A 24,979-nucleotide genomic window follows, 5' to 3' on the forward strand; every position below is an offset into this window, starting at 1 on the left:
CCACCACTTCCGTCCTAGGGGAGGGCCGAACGATGGCCGATGAGCAGCAGCTTCTCGACTACCTCAAGAAGGTCACCGCTGATCTGCGGCGCACCAAGCGGCAGCTGCAGGCCGTCGAGTCACGCGACCAGGAGCCCATTGCGATCGTCGCGATGAGCTGCCGCTTCCCGGGCGGTGTGAACAGCCCGGAAGAGCTGTGGCGGATGCTCGCCGACGGCCGGGACGGCATCACCGAGTTCCCGGCCGACCGGGGATGGAACGTGGAGGAGCTCTACGACCCCGACCCGGAGCACCGGGGCACCACGTACACCAAGCACGGCGGGTTCATCGACGCGGTCGGCGAGTTCGACGCCGCGTTCTTCGGGATCTCGCCACGCGAGGCCCTCACCATGGACCCGCAGCAGCGACTACTGCTCGAATCGGCGTGGGAGACCGTCGAACGCGCCGGGATCGACCCGCTGTCGCTGCGCGGCACCAGCACCGGCGTCTACGCCGGCGTCACCATGCAGGACTACAGCGCCCGGGTGCTGATGAGCGCACCGGACGCCGTCGAGGGACAGCTGCTCACCGGCAGCTCGACGAGCGTGGTGTCCGGGCGGATCGCGTACTCCCTCGGGTTGGAAGGGCCGGCCGTCACGATCGACACCGCCTGCTCGTCGTCGCTGGTCGCCGTCCACCTGGCGGCGCAGGCGCTGCGCCGCGACGAGTGCTCCCTGGCCCTCGCCGGCGGCGTCGCGATCATGTCGACGCCGACCCCGTTCGTCGAGTTCAGCCGGCAGCGTGGCCTGGCCCGCGACGGCCGGTGCAAGGCGTTCGCCGCGTCCGCCGACGGTACCGGCTGGGCCGAGGGCGTCGGCCTGGTGCTCCTGGAGCGGCTCTCCGACGCGCAGCGCCGGGGCCACCCGGTCATCGCCGTGGTGCGCGGCAGCGCCCTCAACCAGGACGGCGCGTCGAACGGTCTCACCGCCCCGAACGGGCCGGCCCAGCAGCGGATGATCCGTCAGGCGCTCGCCGACGCGAAGCTGACCGCCGCCCAGGTCGACGTGGTCGAGACGCACGGCACCGGCACCACCCTCGGCGACCCGATCGAGGCGCAGGCACTCATCGCGACGTACGGCAAGCAGCGCGCCGCCGAACGGCCGCTGCTGATCGGCTCGGTCAAGTCGAACATCGGCCACACCCAGGCCGCCGCCGGCATCGCCGGGATGATGAAGATGGCGTTGGCAATCCAGCACGGGGTGGTCCCGCCCACCCTGCACGTCGACGAGCCCACCGGCCAGGTCGACTGGTCGGCCGGCACTGTCGCGCTGGCCACCGAACGCCTGCCGTGGCCGGACACCGGGCTGCCCCGCCGTGGTGGCGTGTCGGCATTCGGGGTCAGCGGCACCAACGCGCACGTGATCCTGGAGGAGGCCCCGGCACCGGCGTCCGACCCGGTGACCCCGGCGCCCGCCACTGCGGTGCTGCCGTGGGTGCTGTCCGGGCGTACCGAGGCGGCGGTGCGGGAGCAGGCCCGCCGGCTCGCCACCCACCTGGACACCGTGGGGCCCGTCGACCCCGCCGACGTGGGCTTCTCCCTGGCTACCACCCGGGCGGCCCTGGAACACCGGGCCGTGCTGGTCGGCCGTGATCTGGTCGGTCTGCGCGAGCGTCTGGACACGCTCGCCGCCCAGGGGCCGGACGCCGCGGACGCGTACGCCTGCCGTGGTGAGGCCGCCGGTGCGGTGCTCGTCTTCCCAGGTCAGGGCTCCCAGTGGGTCGGCATGGCCGCCGAGCTGATGGAGACCGCACCGGTGTTCGCCGCGCGGATCGAGCAGTGCGCGGCGGCTCTGCGGCCGTACACCGACTGGTCCCTGCTCGACGTGCTGCGCTCCACCGACCCGGCCGTGCTGAAGCGGGTCGACGTGGTGCAGCCGGCGCTCTGGGCGGTCATGGTCGCGCTCGCCGAGCTGTGGCGCTCGTACGGTGTCGTCCCGGCCGCGGTCGTCGGCCACTCCCAGGGTGAGATCGCCGCCGCCGTCGTCGCCGGAGCGCTGTCCCTGGAGGACGGCGCGAAGGTCGTCGCGTTGCGCAGCCAGGCCCTGTCGGCGTTGTCCGGGCTGGGCGGCATGGTCTCGGTCGCGGCACCCGCCGACGCGGTACGCCGACGACTGGAGACCTACCCCGGGCGGATCAGCGTCGCCGCTGTCAACGGGCCGGCGTCGGTCGTGGTGGCCGGCGACGCGGACGCCCTGGAGGAGCTGCTCGCCGAGTGCGAACGCGACGGCGTCCGGGCCCGGCGGATCAACGTGGACTACGCCTCGCACTCCGCGCACGTCGAGCGGATCCGCGACGCCGTACTGACCGCCCTGGAGGGGTTGACCCCCGGCCCGGCGGAGATCCCGTTCTACTCCACGGTCACCGGCGAGCCGCTCGACACCACCACAGTGGATGGTGACTACTGGTTCCGTAACCTGCGCCAGCAGGTCCTCTTCGCGCAGACCGTGGATCGGCTGCGCGCCGACGGGCACCAGGTCTTCGTGGAGTGCAGCCCGCATCCCGTGCTGACCGGCGGGCTCACCGAACTGCTCGGCGGCGCGGACGAGGCCGCCGCGGTCATCGGCAGTCTGCGCCGCGACGAGGGCGGGCTGGCCCGCTTCACCCGGTCACTGGCCGAGGCCCACGTGCACGGCGTCCGGCTGGACTGGCCGGCGGTGTTCCCCGGCGCGCGTACCGTCGCCCTGCCCACCTACCCGTTCCAGCACCAGCGCTACTGGCTGGAGGTGGAGTTCGGCGCGGCCGACCCGGGCACCGGCACCGGCGGCGGCACCCCCGCCGAAGCCGGTTTCTGGTCGGCGGTGGACCGGGCCGACGTGGGCGCGCTCACCGCCACCCTCGGCGTCGCCGACGAGGTGGTCGAGCCGATCCTGCCCAGCCTCACCTCGTGGCACCGGGGCAGCCGGGACCAGGCGACCGTCGACTCGTGGCGGTACCACATCGCGTGGCGTCCGCACCCGGGCGGCGCAGACGGCACCCCCGCCGGCACCTGGCTGGTCCTGGTCCCGACCGGGCGACGCGGTGACGACCAGGTCTCCGCCGTCCTCGACACGCTCGGCCGGCACGCCGCCGGGGTGATCGCCGTCGAGGTCGACACCCGTACCGCCGAACGGGACTCGCTGGCCGACACCCTGCGTGGCACCCAACCCGGCGGCATCCTGTCCCTGCTCGCCCTGGACGAGCAACCGCTGCCGGACCACCCGGACGTGCCGGCCGGCTTCGCCGCCACCGTCGCGCTCACCCAGGCGCTCGGGATCGCCGACCTCGGTGCGCCGCTGTGGTGCGCCACCTCGGGCGCGGTGTCGGTCGGTCGTACCGACCCGGTCACCAACCCGGCCCAGGCGTTGGTCTGGGGCTTCGGGCGGGTTGCCGCGCTGGAGCACCCGGACCGGTGGGGTGGGCTCGTCGATCTGCCCGTCGACCTGGACGAGCGCACCCGGGGCCTGCTCGCCACGGTTCTCTGCGGCGCTACCGGCGAGGACCAGGTGGCGCTGCGCAGCAGTGGCGTCTTCGGCCGCCGGCTGGTCCGCGCGCCGCTCGCCGGGACCGCCCCGACCCGCCGTTGGAACCCCGAGGGCACCGTCCTCATCACCGGCGGCACCGGTGCGCTCGGCGGACACATCGCCCGCTGGCTGGCCCGCTCCGGAGTCGGGCACCTGCTGCTGCTCAGCCGCCGCGGACCGGACGCCCCGGGCGCCGCCGACCTCGCCACCGAACTCACCGAGCTGGGCACCACGGTCTCCGTGGTGGCCTGCGACGCCGGTGACCGGGACGCGCTGGCCGCGGTGCTCGCCGACGTGCCCGCCGCGCACCCGTTGACCGCCGTGGTGCACACCGCCGCCGCCATCGACGACACGGTCGTCGACGCCCTCGACGTCGACCGGATGTCCCGTGCCCTGCACGCCAAGATGACCGCAGCGGCGAACCTGGACGAGCTGACCCGCGACCTGGACCTGTCCGTCTTCATGCTCTGCTCGTCGGTGGCCGGCACCCTGGCCAGCTCCGGCGTGGGCAACTACGCCCCCGCGAACGCCTACCTCGACGCGCTCGCCCAGCAACGCCGGGCGTCCGGACGGCACGCCCTCTCGGTGGCCTGGGGCGCCTGGGACGGTGGCGGGCTGGCCGACGGTCGCTTCGGTGACCTGCTGGACCGCCACGGCATGCCCGGCATGGCACCGGCACTCGCCGTCGAGGCGCTGCGCGGCGCTGTGGACCACGACGAGACGTACCTCGCCATCGCCGACATCGCCTGGGACCGGTACTTCGTCGCCTTCACCGCCACCCGGGCGGCCCCGCTGCTCGACGCGGTGCCCGAGGTGCGGGAGCTGCGGTCCCGCACCGCGACGACCGAGGCCGGCGACCCGACCGCGACATCCGCCAACGGGTACGCCCGGCAGCTCGCCGGCCAGTCCGAGGCGGACCAGCGGCGCACGTTGCTCGACCTGGTCCGCACCCAGGTGGCCGCGGTGCTCAGCTACCCGTCGCCGGAGGCGGTCGAACCGCGCCGTACCTTCCAGGAACTCGGCTTCGACTCGGTGACCGGCGTCGAGCTGCGCAACCGGCTGGCCCGCGCCACCGGTCTGCGCCTGCCGGCCACCATGGTCTTCGACCACCCGTCGCCGCACGCCCTCAGCGCCCGTCTGCGCGAGCAGCTCACCGACACCGACACCGGATCGGGCATCCCGGTCCCGACGACCGCCGTGGTGGCGGACGAGCCGATCGCCATCGTCGGCATGAGCTGCCGCTACCCGGGTGGCGTCGGCTCCCCGGAGGACCTGTGGCGGCTGGTCGCCACCGACGGTGACGGCATGGGTGTTTTCCCTGCGGACCGGGGCTGGGATTTAGGGGTGTTGTTCGATCCCGATCCCGACAACGCTGGGACCACATACACCCGGAACGGCGGGTTTCTCTACGACGTAGGTGAGTTCGATGCCGAATTCTTTGGTGTCAATCCGCGTGAGGCATTAGCGATGGATCCTCAGCAGCGGTTGTTGTTGGAAGCCTCCTGGGAGGCCGTCGAGCGCGCCGGAATCGACCCGGCGGGGCTCGCCGGTTCGCGGACGGGCGTTTTCGCCGGCACCAACGGTTCCGACTACTCCGCCGTGCTGTTCGGTGCCTCCGACGGTCTGGAGGGTTACCTGGCCACCGGCAACGCCGGCGCGGTCCTGTCCGGCCGGGTGTCCTACGTGCTGGGTCTGGAGGGGCCGGCGGTCACCGTCGACACGGCCTGCTCGTCGTCCCTGGTGGCGCTGCACCTGGCGGCGCAGGCCCTGCGCAACGGCGAGTGTGATCTCGCGCTGGCCGGTGGCGTGACGGTGATGGCCACCCCGTCGTTGTTCGTCGGTTTCTCCCGGCAGCGGGGTCTGGCCGAGGACGGCCGCTGCAAGGCCTTCGCCGGGGCGGCCGACGGCACCGGATTCTCCGAGGGAGTCGGAATGCTGCTCGTGGAGAGGCTTTCCGACGCGCGCCGAAACGGTCACCGGGTGCTCGCCATGGTACGCGGTTCCGCTGTCAATCAGGACGGTGCCTCGAATGGCCTGACCGCGCCGAACGGGCCTTCCCAACAACGCGTCATCCGGGCCGCCCTGGCCAATTCCGGATTGTCCGCCGCAGATGTCGACGTGGTCGAGGCGCACGGCACCGGAACCCGGCTCGGCGACCCGATCGAGGCGCAGGCGCTGCTCGCCACGTACGGCCAGGACCGCCCCGCCGACCAACCGCTGTGGCTCGGATCGGTCAAGTCGAACATCGGGCACACCCAGGCCGCCGCCGGGGTCGCCGGGATCATCAAGATGGTCGAGGCGCTACGGCACGAAACCCTGCCCCGGACCCTGCACGTGGACGAGCCGACCCCACAGGTGGACTGGTCCGACGGCGCGGTGGAGCTGCTCACGTCGCCGCGACCGTGGACGGCGGGGGAGCGCCCGCGCCGGGCCGGTGTCTCGTCGTTCGGGGTCTCCGGCACCAACGCCCACGTGATCATCGAGGAGGCGCCGGCCGCCGCCGACGACCAGGTCGCCGCGCCGACGCCGGACATGCCGTGGCTGCTGACCGGGCGTACCGCGAAGGCCGTCGCCGACCAGGCGAGGCAGCTCGCCGCGCTGGACGCCCCGGCCGGCGAGGTGGCCTACTCGCTGGCCGCGACCCGGTCGGCGTTCAGCCAACGGGCCGTGGTCCTCGGCCCGCAGCACGCGGCCGGTCTGGCCGCACTGGTCGACGGTCTGCCGTCGAGTGCGGTGCTCACCGGGTCGACGTACCCCGACGCGGAGGTCGTCTTCGTCTTCCCCGGCCAGGGCTCGCAGTGGGTCGGCATGGCGGTGGGTCTGCTCGACGCCGAGCCGGTGTTCGCGGCCCGGATCGCCGAGTGCGCCGCTGCGCTCGATCCGTTCGTGGACTGGAACCTGCTGGACGTGTTGCGGTCCGACGACCCGTTGCAGCGCGTCGACGTGGTGCAGCCGGTGTTGTGGGCGGTGCACGTCGCGCTGGCCGAGGTGTGGCGCGCGAAGGGGGTGACACCGAACGCGGTGATCGGTCACTCGCAGGGCGAGATCGCCGCGGCCTGCGTCGCCGGCGTCCTCTCGCTCGGCGACGCCGCCAAGGTGGTCGCGTTGCGCAGCAGGGCGCTGCTGGCGGTCGCCGGCACCGGCGGCATGGTCTCGGTCAACGCCGGTCTGGACGTGGTCACCCCGTTGCTCACCGACGGTGTGACGGTCGCGGTCGTCAATGGCCCGACCAGCGTGGTCGTCGCCGGGGCACCCGCCGACCTGGACGTGTTCCTGGCCGTCGCGGAAGCGGCCGGCGTACGGGCCAAGCAGGTCAAGGTTGACTACGCCTCGCACTGCGCGCTGGTCGAGCCGGTCGAGGCCGAACTGGCCCGACTGCTCGACGGTGTGACACCACTGGCCGGCGAGGTGCCGGTCTTCTGCACTGTCGACGGTGGTGGTGTCATGGACGCCGCCTACTGGTACCGCAACCTGCGCCAGCCGGTGCGCCTGGACCTGGCCGTCGAGGCCGCGTACGCCGCCGGGCACCGGATCTTCGTCGAGGTCAGCGCCCACCCGGTGCTCACCGGCGCGATCGCCGACACGGTCGACGCGGCCACCGTCGGCACCCTGCGCCGCGGCGCGGGCGGCACCGACCAGGTCGTCCGAGCCCTCGCCGAGGCGTGGGTACGCGGCGCGCCTGTCGACTGGAGCACCGTCATCCCGGCCACCCGGGTCGTCGACCTGCCCACCTACCCGTTCCAGCACCAGCGCTACTGGCCCACCGGTGGCGGTGCGATGACCGCCTCCGACCCCGTGGACAGCCAGTTCTGGCAGGCCGTCGAGGACGGCGACCTGACCCCGCTGGGCATCACCGGCGACGGCGTCGACCTGCTGCCCGCACTCGCGGCCTGGCGGCGCACCCGCCGGGAGCGGGGCACCACCGACACCTGGCGCTACACCGTCGGCTGGGCCCCGATCCCCGACGCCGGCACCCCACCCCGGCTCGACGGCACCTGGCTGCTCGTCGTACCCGACACCACCGACCAGCACCGGATCGCCACGGACTGCGCCGCCGCCCTGCGCGAGCACGGCGCCGAGGTCCTGGAGATCGCACCAGCCACCACCGAGCGCACCGAGCTGGCCGCTCTGCTGAACCGGCTCTCCGCCATCGACATCCCGATCGCCGGGGTGCTGTCGCTGCTCGCGCTCGACCAACGTCCGGATCGAGAGAACCCGCAGATCACCACCGGGACGACCGCCACGCTGACGCTGCTGCAGACGCTCGGCGACATCGGTTCCCCGGCGAAACTGTGGTGCGTCACCCGTGGGGCGGTTGCCGTCGCCCCCGGCGAGGACGTGCCGCATCCGGCCCAGGCGATGCTCTGGGGCCTTGGACCCGTACTCGAGGCCGAGGACCCGCAGCGCTTCGGCGGGCTGATCGATCTGCCCGACACTCTCGACCCGGTGGCCGGAACCCGGCTCGCCGCCACCCTCCGCGGCGAGCCGGGTTCGACCGGCGAGAACCAGGTGGCGATCCGCGCCACCGGGGCGGTCGCGCGACGCCTGCGGCCGGCCCCGCTCACCGTCACGACGCCGACTACCGGCTGGTCGCCCACCGGCGCCACGCTGGTCACCGGCGGCACCGGCGCGACCGGGGCACACGTGGCGCGCTGGCTGGCCGGTCGCGGCGCCGAGCACCTGGTGCTCACCAGCCGTCGAGGCCCGGACGCCCCCGGGGCCGGCGACCTCCGTACCGAGTTGGAACAACTCGGCGCCCGGGTGACGATCGCCGCCTGCGACGTCGCCGACCGTGACACCCTGCGCGCACTGGTCGACGGCATCGACGACCTGACCGCCGTCTTCCACCTCGCCGGGACCCGCGACTCCGGCCTGCTGACCGGGCTCACCGGTGACCGGCTCGCCGCCGTCGCCGCCGGTCGGGCCACCGGCGCCCGGTACCTGCACGAGCTGACCCGTGACCACGACCTGACCGCGTTCGTGCTGTTCTCCGCGCTGTCCGGGACGCTCGGCGGCACCGGACAGGGCGCGTACGCCGCCACCAACGCCTACCTCGACGCCCTGGCCGCCCGGCGTGCCGCCGCCGGCCTGCCCGCCACCTCGATCGCCTGGGGCGAATGGGCGCGCAGCGAGGCCGCCGGTGGCGATCCCGCCGCCACCCCGCTGCCCACAGCGTCCGCGCTGACCGCGCTGGGCCAGGTCCTCGACCACGGCGAAACCCGGATCGTGCTGGCCGACATCGGCTGGGACCGCTTCGCCGAGCAGTACCCGGCCGGCCCGCCACGTCTGGTCGGCGACCTGCCGGCGGTGCGCGCCGCGTTTGCCGCCGGCACCGGCGACCCGTCCACCGCGCCGTGGCTGCGCCGCATCGACGGGCTCGACCCGGCCGACCGGGACGCCGTCCTGCTCGACCTGGTCCGCGCCCAGGCGGCAGCGGTGCTCGGCCACCCGGACAGCACCGCTGTCGAACCGGACCGGGCGTTCAAGGAACTCGGCTTCGACTCGCTGACGGCGGTGCAGCTGCGCAACCAGATCAGCGCGGCGACCGGCGTGAAACTGCCGGCGACCCTGGCCTTCGACCACCCCACCGCCCGGGCCCTCACCACCCACCTGGTCGGCCGGATCGTCGGTGACTCGGACGCCGAGCTGCCGCTGCTGGCCGAGGTGGACCGGCTCGCCGGGCTGATCGCCGGGCGAACCCTCGACAAGGGCGCCCGGGCCCAGCTCACCGCCCGACTGCAGGCACTCCTGGCCGACGTGCACGGCACCACCGAACACACCGGCGACACCGTCACCGAGAAGCTCCAGTCGGCCAGCGCCGACGAGATCTTCGACTTCATCGACACGCAGCTCTCGGTGTCCTGACACCGGACGCCGCGCGCATCCGAAGGGGTTGGCAAGCGATGCTGACTGAAGACAAGCTCCTCGACTACCTGAAGCGGGTCACCGCCGACCTGCACCAGACGCGGCAACGGCTGCGCGAGGTCGAGGCGGGCGAGCAGGAGCCGATCGCCATCATCGGCATGGGCTGCCGTTTCCCCGGCGACGTGCGTACCCCCGAGGACCTGTGGCAGCTGTTGCTCGACGGCCGCGACGCGATGGCCGAGTTCCCGGACGACCGGGGCTGGGACCTGGCCGCGCTGTTCGGCGACGGCTCCGGCGCGGCGGGCACCTCCGACGCACGCCAAGCCGGCTTCGTCTACGACGCGGCCGACTTCGACGCGGCCTTCTTCGGCATCTCACCACGCGAGGCCACCGCCATGGACCCCCAGCAGCGGATGCTGCTGGAGGTCACCTGGGAGGCCCTGGAGCAGGCCGGGATCGACCCGGTGACGCTGAAGGGCAGCCAGACCGGCGTCTTCGCCGGCACCGCCGGCCAGGACTACGGCACGCTGCTGCTGGGCGCATCCGTTGGGCTGGAGGGGCACCTGCTCACCGGCAACGCGGCGGCCGTCGTCTCCGGCCGGATCTCGTACTGTCTGGGCCTGGAGGGCCCGGCGGTCACCGTCGACACCGCGTGCTCGTCGTCGCTGGTGGCGTTGCACCTCGCCGCGCAGGCCCTACGCCAACAGGAGTGCGGGCTCGCGCTCGCCGGTGGCGCCACCGTGATGGCCACGCCGGGCGCGTTCCTCGAGTTCTCCCGCCAGGGCGGTCTCTCCGGCGACGGGCGGTGCAAGGCGTTCGCCGCCGCCGCCGACGGCACCGGCTGGGCGGAGGGCGCCGGTGTGCTGGTCCTGGAGCGGCTCAGCGACGCGCAGCGCAACGGCCACCGGATCCTCGCCGTGATCCGTGGCTCGGCGGTCAACCAGGACGGCGCCTCCAACGGGCTCAGCGCCCCGAACGGCCCGGCGCAGCAGCGCGTCATCCAACGGGCACTGGCCAACGCCGGCCTCACCCCCAGCCAGATCGACACGGTCGAGGCACACGGCACCGGCACCAGCCTCGGCGACCCGATCGAGGCGCAGGCCCTCATCGCCACCTACGGCCAGGACCGCGACCCCCAGCGCCCCCTGTGGCTCGGCTCGATCAAGTCCAACCTCGGGCACACCCAGGCCGCCGCGGGCGTCGCCGGGATCATCAAGATGGTCCTCGCCATGCGCGCCGGCATCCTGCCGCAGACGCTGCACGTCGACGAGCCGACCCCGCAGGTCGACTGGTCCGAGGGCGCCGTCGAACTGCTCACCAGCCGACAGCCGTGGCCCCGGACCGACGAGCCACGCCGGTCTGCGGTCTCCTCGTTCGGGGTCAGCGGCACCAACGTGCACGTCGTCCTCGAACAGGCCCCGGACGTCGCCGACGACACCGCACCGGCGGCGAGCACCGCACCGGACGGACCGTGGCTGCTGTCCGGGCGTACCGAGCGGGCGTTGCGGGCCCAGGCGGCGAAACTGCTCGCCCGGGTGGCCGGCGACGACCGGGTCGGCCTGCGCGATCTGGCGTACGCCCTCACGGCCGACCGCAGCACGTTCGACCACCGGGCCGTGATCCTCCCCGGTGACCGCAACGACCTGGTGCACCGGCTCGCGGCGCTGGCGGAGGGGCGCCACGACACCGCAGTGCTCACCGGTGGGCGGCAGCCCGTACGGACCGCGTTCCTGTTCTCCGGACAGGGTTCCCAGCGCACCGGCATGGGTGGCGACCTGTCCGCGACGTACCCGGTCTTCGCCGCCGCGTTCGACGAGGTCTGCGACGCGCTCCAACCGCACCTGGACCAGCCGCTGCGCCGGGTGATCGCGGAGAACCCGGACGGCCTGCTGGACCAGACCGCCTACACCCAGGCCGGTCTGTTCGCCGTCGAGGTGGCGTTGTACCGGCTGGTGGAGTCCTGGGGGATCGTCCCCGACCACCTGATCGGCCACTCGATCGGCGAGCTGGCCGCCGCGCACGTGGCCGGGGTGCTGTCCCTCGCCGACGCGGCGACACTGGTCGCCGCGCGCGGCACCCTGATGCAGGCGCTGCCCGCCGGCGGGGTGATGGTCGCGGTACGGGCCACCGAGGCAGAGGTGCTGCCGCTGCTGACCGAGGGCGTCTCGATCGCGGCGGTCAACGGCCCGCGCTCGATCGTGCTCTCCGGTGGACAGCAGGCGGTCGAGGCGGTCGCCGCGCACTTCGGCAAGACCAGGCGGCTGACCGTCAGCCACGCCTTCCACTCGGCGCTGATGGAGCCGATGCTCGACGACTTCCGCCGGGTCGCGGAGAGCGTCACCTATCACGAGCCGCGCATCCCGATCGTCTCCAACGTCACCGGCCGGCTCGACGAACGGCTCGACGCCGCCTACTGGGTGCGCCACGTCCGGGACGCGGTCCGCTTCGCCGACGGCATCGCCGCGCTGGTCGACGTCGGTGTCACCACACTGGTGGAGATCGGCCCGGGCGGTGTCCTGACCGCGCTGGCCGAGGAGTGCCTGACCGGTGACCAGGTGGCCGTCCCCGCGCTGCGCAAGGACCGTCCCGAGCCGGTGGCGCTGCTCGCCGCGCTCGGCCGCCTGCACGTGCACGGGGTGTCAGTCGACTGGCGTACCGTGCTCCCCGCCGGACGGCCGGTGCACCTGCCCACGTACGCCTTCCAGCACGAACGGTACTGGCCGGACACCTCCCGCCGGTGGACCGGCGACCTGACCAACGTGGGCGTCCGCCCGGCGGGGCACCCGCTGCTCGGCGCGGCCGTCGCGCTCGCCGACGGCGGCGGCTTCCTCTACACCGGCCGACTCAGCCTCGACCGGCACGCCTGGCTCGCCGACCACGCGGTGCAGGGCACCGTGCTGGTGCCCGGCACCGGTTTCGTGGAACTCGCGTTGCGCGCCGGTGCGCAGGTCGGCGCCGGCCACCTGCGGGAACTCACCCTCCAGACGCCGCTGGTGCTGGCCGAGCGCGGCGACACCGAGCTGCAGGTGTCGGTCGGCCCGGCCGAGGAGGACGGCTCCCGCCCGGTCACCATCCACTCCCGGGCGGTCGACACCGCCGACCCGGACAAGCCGTGGACCTGCCACGCCGCCGGTGTGGTGCAGGTCGCCGAGGCGTCCACCACGGACTGGCGGGACTTCACCACCTGGCCACCGGTCGACGCCCGACCCGCCGACCTGACCGGCTTCTACGACCGGCTCGCCGCGCAGGGCTTCACCTACGGGCCCGCGTTCCAGGCACTCCAACGAGCCTGGGTGGCCGGCGAGTACGCGTACGCCGAGGTGCGCATCCCGGACGGCGGCGGCACCGACCCGGCCGACTTCGGTCTGCACCCGGCGCTGCTCGACGCGGCCATGCACGCCACCGGCCTGCTGCCGGCCCGGACCACCGAGCAGGGCAACCGGCTGCCGTTCGCCTGGAACGACGTGGCGCTGCACTCGGCCGGCGCCACCGACCTGCGGGTGCGGGTACGGATCGCGGAGAACGCCGACGTGAGCGTGGCCGCCGCGGACGCCACCGGCGCGCCGGTCGCCGAGGTACGGATGCTCACGCTGCGTCCCATCTCCGCCGACCAACTCGCCACCCCCGACGACACCCTCTTCCACGTCGACTGGCCGAGCGTCACGACCACCGCCGTCGACAGCGGCCGGATCGCGATCCTCGGCGACGACCTGCCCGAACTCGCCGACGTCGACGCGGACCGCTACCCGGACGTCGCGGCCCTCGGTGTCGCACTGGCCGGTGGCGCGGACCGCCCGGACCTGGTCCTGGCCGGCTGCTCCGCAGCGGACGACGACCCGGAGTCCACCCACGCCACCACCGTCGCGGCGCTGGTCACGGCCCAGCACTGGCTGGACGACAGGGCGTTCGACGGGGCCCGGCTGGTGGTGGTCACCCGCCAGGCGATAGCCGCCGGCCCGGACGAGGACGTGACCGACCTGTCCGCCGCCCCGGTCTGGGGTCTGCTCCGCTCGGCCCAGTCGGAGAACCCGGACCGGTTCGTCCTGGCCGACCTGGACGGGCACCCGGGCAGCGCGGCCCGCCTGATCGAGGCGGTCACCTCCGGCGAACCGCAGGTCGCCGTGCGACGCGGCGTGGTGCGGGTGCCCCGGCTGGCCCGGCTCGCCCCGCCCCGCGAACCGAACCCCCCGCTCGACCCGGACGGCACCGTCCTCATCACCGGCGCCACCGGCACCCTGGGCGGCCTGCTGGCCCGACACCTGGTCACCCGGCACGGCGCGCGGCACCTGCTGCTGACGAGCCGCCGGGGCAGCGCCGCCGAGGGCAGCGCGGAACTCTGCGCCGAACTGACCACACTGGGCGCCGCGGTGACCCTGCGGGCCTGCGACACCGCCGACCGCGCCGAGGTGGCCGCGCTGCTCGCCTCGGTACCCGCCGAGCACCCGCTGACCGCTGTGGTGCACGCCGCCGGGGTTTCCGACGACGGCGTGGTCAGCGCGCTCACCCCGGGACGGGTCGGCGCGGTGCTGCGGCCCAAGGTCGACGCCGCCCACCACCTGCACGACCTGACCCGGGACGCGGACCTCAGTGCGTTCGTCCTGTTCTCCTCGCTCGCCGCGACCCTCGGTGGTGGCGGCCAGGGCAACTACGCCGCGGCGAACGCCTACCTGGACGCGCTCGCCCAGCACCGGCGGGCGGCCGGGCTGCCCGGCGTGTCCCTGGTGTGGGGCCTCTGGGACGCCCGCAGCGGCATGTCGGAGCACCTCGACGACACCCACTTTTCCCGCATCGCGCGCGGCGGCATCGTCTCCATGCCGTCCGCCGACGCGCTCGCGCTCTTCGACCGGGCGATCGCCGCGCCCGTACCGGTGGTCGCGCCGGCCCGGCTGGACTTCGCCGCGCTGCGGGCGCAGGCCGCCCAGGGTGGCGTGCCGGTGCTGCTGCGCGGGCTGGTCCGGGTGCCGGGAGGCAAGCCGGGCGCCAAGACCCGCGCCGGCACCGCGTTCCTCACCCACCTCGCCGCCCTCGCCGAGGCAGACCGGGAGCGCACACTGCTCGATCTCGTACGCGGACAGGCCGCCGCCGTCCTGGGCCACTCCGGTCCGGCGGCCGTCCCGCCGCTGCAGCCCCTCTCCGAACTCGGCGTCGACTCGCTCACCGCTGTGGAGATCCGCAACCAGTTGGGCGGTGCCACCGGGCTGCGCCTGCCGGCCACCCTCATCTTCGACTACCCGACCCCGCAGGCCATCGCCGGATATCTGCACGACCAGTTGGGCGGCATCGAGGCGCCGGCGGCGGCGATCCCCGAGGCCACGCCGGTCGCCGCGGACGAGCCGATCGCCATCGTCGGCATGGCCTGCCGCTACCCCGGCGGGGTGCGGACGCCCGAGGACCTGTGGCAGTTGGTCGACCTGGGCACCGACGGGATCACCGGGGTGCCGGAGGACCGGGGCTGGGACATCGCCGGCCTCTACGACCCCGAGGCGGACCGGCCGGGCGGTTTCTACGTCCGGGAGGGCGGCTTCCTCGACGGCGCCACCGACTTCGACGCCGCGTTCTTCGGGATCAGCCCCCGCGAGGCGGTAGCGATGGACCCGCAGCAGCGGGTGTTGCTGGAGGTGTCCTGGGAGGCGATCGAGCGGGCCGGCATCGACCCGGTGTCGTTGCGGGGCAGCCGGACCGGGGTGTTCGCCGGCACCAGCGGCCAGGACTACGGCGGGGTCCTCGGGCGTGACCCGTCCAGCGTCGGCGGTTTCGGCCTGACCAGCACCACCGCGAGCGTCATCTCCGGCCGGGTGTCGTACGCGCTCGGGCTGGAGGGCCCGTCGCTGTCGGTGGACACCGCCTGCTCGTCGTCGCTGGTCGCCCTGCACCTCGCGGCCCAGGCGCTGCGGCAGGGGGAGTGCTCCCTCGCGTTGGTCGGTGGCGTGATGGTGATGGCGACCCCGGCCGCGTTCGTCGCGTTCAGCCAGCAGCGCGGACTGGCCCCGGACGGGCGGTGCAAGTCGTTCGCCGGGTCCGCCGACGGGATCGGCTGGGCCGAGGGCGCCGGTGTCCTGGTGGTGGAGCGGCTCTCCGACGCCCGGCGCAACGGCCACCACGTCCTGGCCGTGGTCCGTGGCAGCGCGGTCAACCAGGACGGCGCCTCCAACGGGCTGACCGCACCGAACGGTCCCTCCCAGCAACGCGTCATCCGCGCCGCCCTGGCCAACGCGGGACTGCGCAGCGCCGACGTCGACGTGGTCGAGGCGCACGGCACCGGTACGGTGCTCGGCGACCCGATCGAGGCGCAGGCGCTGCTGGCCACGTACGGTCAGGGCCGCCCGGCGGACCGGCCGCTGCGACTGGGGTCGATCAAGTCGAACATCGGGCATGCGCAGGCCGCCGCCGGTGTCGCCGGGATCATCAAGATGGTCGCGGCGATCCGCAACGAGACGATGCCACGCACCCTGCACGTGGACCAGCCCACACCCGAGGTGGACTGGTCGGCCGGTGCGGTCGAGCTGCTCACCGACGCGAGGCCGTGGGAGGCGTACGGGCGGCCACGGCGGGCCGGCGTCTCGTCGTTCGGGGTCTCCGGCACCAACGCCCACGTGATCATCGAGGAGGCGCCCGCCGAGCCGGCCGCCGAGCCGGCCGTGGTGTCGCCGGACGTGCCGTGGGTGCTGTCCGGGCGTACCGCCAAGGCCGTCGCCGACCAGGCCCGCCGACTCGCCGGCGTGGAGTGGGCGCCGGCCGAGGTCGCCCACTCGCTGCTGGGCCGATCCGAGTTCGTCCAGCGCGCGGTGGTGCTCGGCCCGGACCACCGGGCCGGTCTGGCCGCGTTGGCCGACGGGTTGCCGTCGAGCACGGTGGTGTCGGGTGTGGCGCGTTCGTCGGGTGTGGTGTTCGTGTTCCCGGGTCAGGGTTCGCAGTGGGTCGGCATGGCGGCCGGGTTGTTGGAGTCCGAGCCGGTGTTCGCGGCGCGGATCGCCGAGTGCGCCGCGGCTCTGGCTCAGTTCGTGGACTGGAACCTGCTGGACGTGTTGCGCTCGGATGACCCGTTGGAGCGGGTGGACGTGGTGCAGCCGGTGTTGTGGGCGGTGCACGTCGCGTTGGCCGAGGTGTGGAAAGCCAGGGGTGTCACCCCTGATGCGGTGATCGGTCACTCCCAAGGTGAGATCGCCGCGGCGTGTGTGGCGGGTGTGTTGTCGCTCAGCGACGCGGCGAAGGTCGTCGCGTTGCGCAGCAGGGCTCTGCTGTCGATCGCGGGCAGCGGTGGCATGGTGTCGGTCAGCGCCGGCCTGGACGTGGTCACACCCCTGCTCACCGAGGGTGTGAGTGTCGCGGTGGTCAACGGTCCGACCAGTGTCGCGGTGGCGGGCGCGGACCTGGATGGGTTCCTGGCTGCTGCGGAGGCGGCGGGGGTGCGGGCCAGGCGGGTGAAGGTCGACTACGCCTCGCACTGCCCGCTGGTCGAGCCGGTGCAGGCCGAGCTGTCCCGTCTGCTCGACGGCGTGCAGCCGCTGTCTGGTGACGTGCCGGTGTTCTCCACTGTCGAGGACGGCGGTGTGATGGACGCCGGGTACTGGTACCGCAACCTGCGGCAGCCGGTGCGGCTGGATCTGGCGGTGCAGGCGGCGTACGCGGCCGGGCATCGGATCTTCGTGGAGGTCAGCGCGCACCCGGTGCTGACCGGGGCGATCGCCGACAGCGTGGACGCCCCCGCCGTCGGGACGTTGCGCCGGGGTGAGGGCGGCAGCGAGCAGATCGTGCGAGCCCTGGCCGAGGCGTGGGTGCACGGCGCACCGGTCGACTGGAACACAGTCATCCCGACGACCCGGACCGTCGACCTGCCCACCTACCCCTTCCAACAGCAGCGGTTCTGGGTCGACGAGGTCAACCTCCCGACCACCGCCGACATCGCCACCGCCGGCCTCAACGCGGCGAACCACCCGATGCTCGGCGCCGCCATCCCACTGCTCGACTCCGACGCGGTCCTCTTCACCGGCCTGCTCTCCGTCGAGGCCCACCCCTGGCTCGGCGAGCACAAGGTGATGGGCGCCAACGTCATGCCCGGCACCGCCTTCGTCGAACTCGCCCTGCACGTCGCGGGTCAGACCGGCTGCCGGCGGCTGGAAGAACTCACCCTGCTCACCCCGCTGATCGTGCCCGAACGCGGTGCCCGCCAACTACAACTCTGGGTGGGCCCGCCGGACGGCAACGGTCGACGCGTCGTCAACGTCCGCTCCCGCTCCGACGACGGCCAGGGCGACGACCCGTTGAACGGCGCCGGCTGGATCCACCACGCCACCGGAGCGATCAGCACCGCCGCCGATCCGACCGGGCCGGCCGACCTCACCACCTGGCCGCCACCCGGCGCCCGACCGGTCGACCTCAGCGAGTTCTACGAGGCCGTCAGCCGGACCGCGTTCGACTACGGACCGATGTTCCAGGGCCTCCGCGCCGCCTGGGTCACCGAGGACGACGTGTACGCCGAGCTGTCCCTGCCCGAGTCGGGCCGGGCCGCCGCCGGCGCGTACGGCATGCACCCGGCCCTGCTCGACGCCGGCCTGCAGGCCATGTCGCTGAACACCTTCCTGACCCGGATGGGCGACGGCGAACCCGCCGAGCGCAGTCGCCTCCCGTTCGTCTGGAGCGGCATCTCCCTGCACACCACCGGCTCCTCCAGCTTCCGGATCCGACTCAAGCCCGCCGGCGCCGTCGGCGTCTCGTTCACCGTCGCCGACAGCACCGGCGCCCCGGTCGCCGAGATCGACTCGCTGATCATGCGGCCGGTGTCGGCGGACCGGCTGGCCAGCGCCCGCGGCGGCGACCACGAGTCGCTGTACCGGCTGGACTGGACCCCGGTGCTGCCCGGGACGGTGCCGAGCACCACCGTCGTCGGCGTCGACCCGTACCAGCTGACCCGCGTCGCCGGGACCGGATATCCGGACCTGGCCGCGCTGGTGGACGCCCCGGTCGTACCCGAGATGGTCTTCCTGACGCTGCCGGCGGACGCGCAGGCTACGGCCGAACCGGGCACCGGCGCGCGGCGCAGCACCAAGGCCGCGCTCGACCTGGTGCAGCGCTGGATCGCCGAGCCCGCGTTCGGGGCGTCGCGGCTGGTCGTGGTCACCCGGGGCGCGGTCGCGACGAACACCGACGACCCGGCCGGTGACCTGGCGGCAGCCGCCGCGTGGGGCCTGATCCGCACCGCGCAGGCCGAGAACCCGGACCGCTTCGTCCTGCTCGACCTCGACGACGATCCCACCTCGCTGACCGTGGCCGTCCCGGCGGTCGCCTCCGGCGAGCCGCAGGTGGTGGTCCGTGCCGGTCGGCCGCTGGCCCCACGCCTGGCACCGGTCCCGGTGGCCCCGGAACCGCGCACCGACATCACCGGCGGCGACCCGGACGGCACCGTGCTGATCACCGGTGGCACCGGCACCCTGGGCGGGTTGCTCGCCCGGCACCTGGTCACCGAGCACGGGGCCCGGCGGCTGGTGCTGACCGGACGTCGCGGACGCGCCGCCGACGGGGTGGACGCCCTCCTCACCGACCTCACCGAGCTCGGCGCGGAGGTCACCGTGCAGGCCTGCGACGCCACCGACCGGGACGCCCTCGCGGCGGTCCTCGACGGAATCCCCGCCGACCGGCCGCTGACCGTCGTGCACGCGGCAGGCGCGCTGGACGACGGTGTCGTCACCGCGCTGACGCCGGACCGCATCGACGCCGTGCTGGCACCGAAGACCGACGCCGCGTGGAACCTGCACCTGCTGACCAGGGACCGCAAGGTCGCCCGGTTCGTGCTCTTCTCCTCGGCGGCCGGCGTCCTCGGCGGCGCCGGACAGGGCAACTACGCCGCCGCCAACGCCTTCCTCGACGAGTTGGCCCGGCACCGGCGGGCGCTCGGCCTACCCGCCGAATCCCTGGCCTGGGGCCTGTGGGAGCAGGCCAGCGGGATGACCGGGCACCTGGACGGCGCCGACCTGCGCCGGGTGGCTCGCGGCGGGGTCCGGCGACTGCCGACCGCCCGCGCGCTCGCCCTGTTCGACACGGCGGGAGTGCTGGACGAGCCGCTGCTGGTCCCGGCCGACCTGGACCTGGCCGGCCTGCGCAACCAGCCGGTGGAGACCGTACCGGCGCTGCTGCGCGGTCTGGTCCGTGGCGCGGCCCGGCCGGTCGCCGAACCGGCCGGCGGTCCGTCGGTGGTGGGCCTGGCCCAGCGCCTCGCCGGTCTCGCCGACGAGGACGCCGACGCCCTGGTCCTCCAGGTGGTACGCGCCAACGTCGCCGCCGTCCTCGGCTACCCGGGCCCCGACGACGTGGACCCGACCCTGCCGTTCAAGGAACTCGGCTTCGACTCGCTGACCGCCGTCGAGCTGCGCAACCGGCTCAACGTCGCGACCGGCCTGCGGCTGCGGGCCACCCTCGTCTTCGACTACCCGAACGCCCACTCGCTCGCCGCGTACCTGCGGGCGCAGGTGGTGCCGGACGAGGCCGGGGCGGCCGAGCCGCTGCTGGCCGAGCTGAGCCGGATCGAGGCGGCAGTGGCCACCCTGCCCGGCGACGGATCGGTACGCGAGCAGGTGACCAGCCGCCTGCGCGACCTGCTGGCCGGGCTGGAGCCCACCGGCGCCGCGGACGTGGCGCAGGACCTCGAGTCGGCCACCGACGACGAGATGTTCGAGTTCATCACCCGAGAGTTCGGAGTGTCGTGATGGCAGACGACGAGAAGCTTCGCCATTTCCTCAAGAAGGTCACCACCACCCTTCAGGAGACCAAGCAGCAGTTGCACGAGGCTGAGAACCGTGACCGGGAACCGATCGCGATCGTCTCGATGAGCTGTCGGTTCCCCGGCGGCGTACGCGGTCCGGAGGACCTCTGGCAGATGCTCGTCGACGAGCGCGACGCCCTCGGCCCGCTGCCCGCCGACCGGGGCTGGGACCTGGAGTCGCTCTACAGCCCGGACGCGGACGCACCCGGCCAGAGCTATGTCCGGGAGGGCTCGTTCCTGGACGACGCCGCGGACTTCGACGCCGCGTTCTTCGGGATCAGCCCGCACGAGGCGCTCGCCATGGACCCGCAGCAACGGCTGTTGCTGGAGGCGTCCTGGGAGGCGATCGAGCGGGCCGGCGTCAACCCGCAGAGCCTTCGCGGCAGCCAGACCGGCGTGTTCGTCGGCATCACCCAGCAGAACTACGGCACCGCGTTGCACGAGGCGCCCGAGGGCGTCGACATGTACCTCGGCACCGGCACCACCACCAGCGTCGCGTCCGGCCGGATCGCGTACAGCCTGGGCTTCGGCGGACCAGCCGTCACCGTGGACACGGCCTGCTCGTCGTCGCTCGTCGCGATGCACTGGGCGGTCCAGTCGCTGCGGTCGCGTGAGTGCGACCTGGCCCTGGTCGGCGGCGTCACGATCATGGCGGCACCGGGGGCGTTCATCCTGTTCAGCAGGCAGAAGGGGCTGGCCCCGGACGGGCGGTGCAAGCCGTTCGCCGAGGCCGCCGACGGCACCGCCTGGGGAGAGGGTGTCGGCATCATCATGGCCGAGCGGCTCTCCGACGCGCAGCGCAACGGCCACCCGATCCTGGCGATCGTGCGGGGCAGCGCGACCAACCAGGACGGCGCGTCCAACGGCCTCACCGCCCCCAACGGCCCGGCCCAGGAGCGGGTCATCCGGGCCGCGCTCGCCAACGCCCGACTCACCCCGGACCAGGTCGACACCGTCGAGTCGCACGGCACCGGCACCACACTGGGCGACCCGATCGAGGCGCAGGCGCTGCTGGAGACGTACGGCCGGGGCCGTCCGGCGGAGCACCCGCTCTGGATCACCTCGGTCAAGTCGAACATCGGGCACACCCAGTCGGCGGCCGGCATCGCCGGGCTGATCAAAGCGGTGCTCTCCATCCAGCACGGGGTCCTGCCGAAGACGCTCAACGTCGACGCGCCCACCTCGCACGTGGACTGGTCGACCGGCGCCGCGCAGGTGCTCACCGAGACGATCCCGTGGCCGCAGACCGGGCACCCGCGCCGGGCCGGGGTGTCGTCCTTCGGCGTCTCCGGCACCAACGGGCACATCATCCTGGAGCAGCCGCCGACCGAGACCCCCGCCGAGACCAGCGACCCCGCCGACGGTCCGGTCGCCGCCTGGCCGATCTCGGCCCGCACCGAGGCCGGTCTCGCCGCGCAGGCCCGCCGCCTGTACGACCACCTGACCCGGCACCCCTCGCTCACCCCGTCGGACGTCGGACACTCGCTGTGCAAGACCCGGGCCGCCTTCGACCACCGTGCGGTCGTCGTCGGCACCACCCGGGAGGAGATGCTGAGCAGCCTCGCCGAGTTCCCCGACGGCAACGCCCCCCGCGCCGACCGGCAGCTCGGCGGCCGACCGCTGTTCGTCTTCCCCGGTCAGGGCTCACAGTGGCTCGGCATGGCCACCGAGCTGCTCGACCAGGAGCCGGTCTTCGCCGCCCGGATCGCCGAGTGCGCCGCCGCCCTCGACCCGTACGTCGACTGGTCGCTGCTCGACGTGCTGCGCTGCACCGACCCGGCGGCGCTGGACCGCGTCGACGTGGTCCAACCCGCGCTCTGGGCGGTGATGGTGTCGCTGGCCGAAACCTGGATCTCCCGTGGCGTACGGCCCGGCGCGGTCGTCGGCCACTCGCAGGGCGAGATCGCCGCCGCGTGCGTGGCCGGCGCGCTGTCGCTGACCGACGCCGCCAAGGTGGTCGCCCTGCGCAGCCGCGCCCTGCTCGCCCTGTCCGGCACCGGCGGCATGGTGTCGGTCAACGCTCCGCTCGCCGCTGTCGAACCGCTGCTCACCGACGGGATCGCCGTCGCGGCGGTGAACGGCCCGTCCAGTGTGGTCGTGGCCGGTGCCGACGTGGCGGCCTTCCTGACGGCGGCCCAGGCGGCCGGCGTCCGCGCCCGGCAGGTGCAGGTGGACTACGCCTCGCACTGTGCCCAGGTCGAGCCGATCGAGGCCGAGCTGGCCCGGCTCCTGGACGGGATCACGCCGACCGCCGGCACCGTGCCGATCATCTCCACGGTCACCGGCGCGCCGATCGACGGCACCGCGATGAACGCCGCGTACTGGTACGACAACCTGCGTAACCCGGTCCGCCTGGACCTGGCCGTCCGTGCCGCCCTGGACGCCGGTCACGCCCTGATCGTCGAGATCAGCCCGCACCCGGTGCTGATCGCCGGGCTCACCGGGCTGGCCGAGGACGCCGGTGGCGACGCCGTGGTGCTGGGCACGCTGCGGCGCGGCGACGGCGGGCTCCGGCGGTTCACCCACTCGCTGGCCTCCGCGTACGTGCACGGTGCCGCAGTCGACTTCGCCACCGTCCACCCGCACGGGCGTACCGTGCCGTTGCCGACCTTCGCGTTTCAGGGGCGGCCGTACTGGCTGGGCGGCCGGCGGCCCCCGGCGCCCGCCGCCGCGACCCCGAGCACCGACGACGCGGTCTTCTGGAACGCGGTGGAGCGGCAGGACGCCGACGTGCTCGCCGAGACCATCGGCGTCGACCCGGCGGCGGTGGGAGACCTGCTCCCGGCGTTGTCGTCGTGGCGGCGGCAGCGGCAGACCGGCTCGACGCTGGACAGCTGGCGCTACCGCGACGAGTGGGTACGCGTCCCCGACCAACCGGCCCGTCTCACCGGCACCTGGCTGGTCGCCGTACCGGCCGGGATCGACTCGCCGCTGCCGGCCGAGGTCAGCTCGGCTCTGCGAGTCGGCGGCGCGCGGGTGGTGCCGGTGGAGATCGACCCGGTCGACGTCCACCGCACCGCGCTGGCCGCCCAGCTCACCCTGGCGCTCGACGCGGCCGGCTGTGACCGTCCCGACGGTGTGCTCTCCCTGCTCGCCCTGGACGAGCGGGTCCTGCGCGACCACCGCTCCACCCCGCGCGGCTTCGCCGCCACCGTCGTACTGGTGCAGGCCCTCGGTGACCTCGGCGTAGGCGCACCGCTGTGGTGCGCGTCCCGGGCCGCGATCGGCACCGGACCGGACGACCCGCCGGCCAACCCGGCCCAGGCGCTGCTCTGGGGCTTCGGCCGGGTGGCCGCCCTGGAACACCCGGACCGCTGGGGCGGCCTGGTGGACCTACCCGCCAGCCTCGACGAGCGCGGTTCCGGTCTGCTCTGCGCCCTGCTCTCCGGCGTCACCGGCGAGGACCAGGCCGCGATCCGACCGACCGGCCTGCTCGGCCGGCGGCTGATGCGCGCCCCGGTCGGCGACCGCGGCCCGGTGCGGAGCTGGCAGCCGCGCGGCACCACCCTCATCCTGGGCGGCACCGGTGGTCTCGGTTCCCAGCTGGCCCGCTGGCTGGCCGCGCACGGTGCCGAGCACCTGCTGCTGGTCGGCCGCCGCGGCCCGGACGCACCCGGCGCACACCAGCTCCGCGACGACCTCACCGCGCTGGGCGCGACGGTCACAGTGGCCGCCTGCGACGCCGCCGACCGCGACGCCCTTGCCGCCCTGATCGACGCGATCCCCGCCGATACGCCGCTGACCACAGTGGTGCACAGCGCGGCCGTCCTCGACGACTGCGTGATCGACGCCCTGCAGACCCACCGCGTCGACGGCGTCCTGCGCGCCAAGGTGGACTCCGCCCGCCACCTGCACGAGCTGACCCGGGACCTGGACCTGGACGCGTTCATCACGTTCTCCTCGTTCGCCGGCACGGTGGCCAGCTCCGGGGTCGGCAACTACGCCCCCGCCAACGCCTACCTGGACGCCCTGGTGCAGCACCGCCGCTCCCTCGGCCTGCCGGGCACCGCGATCGCCTGGGGCGCCTGGGGTGGCGGCGGCATGGCCGACGGCGAGTTCGGTGAGCTGCTGACCCGGCACGGCGTCGCCGAGATGGCGCCCGAGCTGGCGATCACCACGCTGCGGCAGGCGGTGGAGCACGACGAGCCGTTCCTCACCGTCGCCGACATCCGCTGGGAGCGGTTCTTCGTCGCGGTCACCGCCACCCGGCCCAGCCCTCTGGTCGGCGCGATCCCGGAGGCGCAGCAGGTGCTCGCGGCGATCGCCCGCGACGGGGACGGGGCCGGCGAGAGCGCCGCCGCGCGCCTGGCGGGCCTGCCACCGGCCGAGCGGGCCAAGGCCCTGCTGGACACGGTACGGGCGCAGGTCGCCACGGTGCTCGGCTACGCCTGCGCCGACGAGGTGCCACCGAAGAAGGCCTTCCAGGAACTCGGGTTCGACTCGGTGACCGCCGTGGAGCTGCGCAACCGCCTGGGTGCCACCACCGGGCTGCGGCTGCCCGTCACGCTCGTCTTCGACTATCCGAACCCGACCACGCTCGCCGCCTTCCTGGACAGCCTGTGCGGCGGGCCGGGGGACAGCTCCGCGCTGGACGACCTGGACCGCCTGGAAGCGGCCCTGGACAACCTCGAACCGGACGACGTCACGTACGTCCGGCTGATGACCCGGATGCAGGCGCTCGTCGCCGACTGGAAGCACGGGCGCGCCGAGCCGGTGGAGACCGCGGGCGAAGCCCTGGCCGACGCCACCGACGAGGAGATGTTCGACCTCCTCGGCAAGAAGTTCGGCATCGCCTGACCCGCACGCTCACAAGGGGAGA

The 24,979-nt window shown here is 73.9% G+C and carries 3 protein-coding genes; all 3 read left to right on the forward strand.

Annotated features, from left to right (window positions below):
- The first annotated feature begins 32 nt into the window (after window positions 1–32).
- From O7614_RS14395 to O7614_RS14405, 3 genes are read left to right on the forward strand one after another with little or no spacing between them, the layout of a single operon-like run.
- Window positions 33–9,404 carry a type I polyketide synthase gene (locus O7614_RS14395; protein ID WP_278138954.1) on the forward strand — a complete coding sequence of 3,124 codons (9,372 nt, stop codon included), beginning with the start codon at window positions 33–35 and terminating at the stop codon, window positions 9,402–9,404.
- Window positions 9,405–9,442: 38 nt separating this feature from the next.
- A complete protein-coding gene (locus O7614_RS14400; protein ID WP_278138955.1) occupies window positions 9,443–20,104 on the forward strand; it encodes a type I polyketide synthase in 10,662 nt (3,553 codons plus the stop codon).
- Window positions 20,104–24,957, forward strand: a complete 4,854-nt coding sequence (locus O7614_RS14405; protein ID WP_278138956.1) for a type I polyketide synthase — start codon at window positions 20,104–20,106, stop codon at window positions 24,955–24,957. Before O7614_RS14400 ends, O7614_RS14405 begins: the two co-directional genes overlap by 1 nt.
- The last annotated feature ends 22 nt before the right edge of the window (window positions 24,958–24,979 follow it).

The sequence above is a fragment of the Micromonospora sp. WMMD961 genome (assembly GCF_029626145.1).
GTDB lineage: Bacteria > Actinomycetota > Actinomycetes > Mycobacteriales > Micromonosporaceae > Micromonospora.

What these genes read in the sequence shown, in the direction of transcription:
- O7614_RS14395 (WP_278138954.1), top strand. Translation starts at nt 33, where the DNA reads ATGGCCGATGAGCAGCAGCTTCTCGACTACCTCAAGAAGGTCACCGCT.
- O7614_RS14400 (WP_278138955.1), top strand. Translation starts at nt 9,443, where the DNA reads ATGCTGACTGAAGACAAGCTCCTCGACTACCTGAAGCGGGTCACCGCC.
- O7614_RS14405 (WP_278138956.1), top strand. Translation starts at nt 20,104, where the DNA reads ATGGCAGACGACGAGAAGCTTCGCCATTTCCTCAAGAAGGTCACCACC.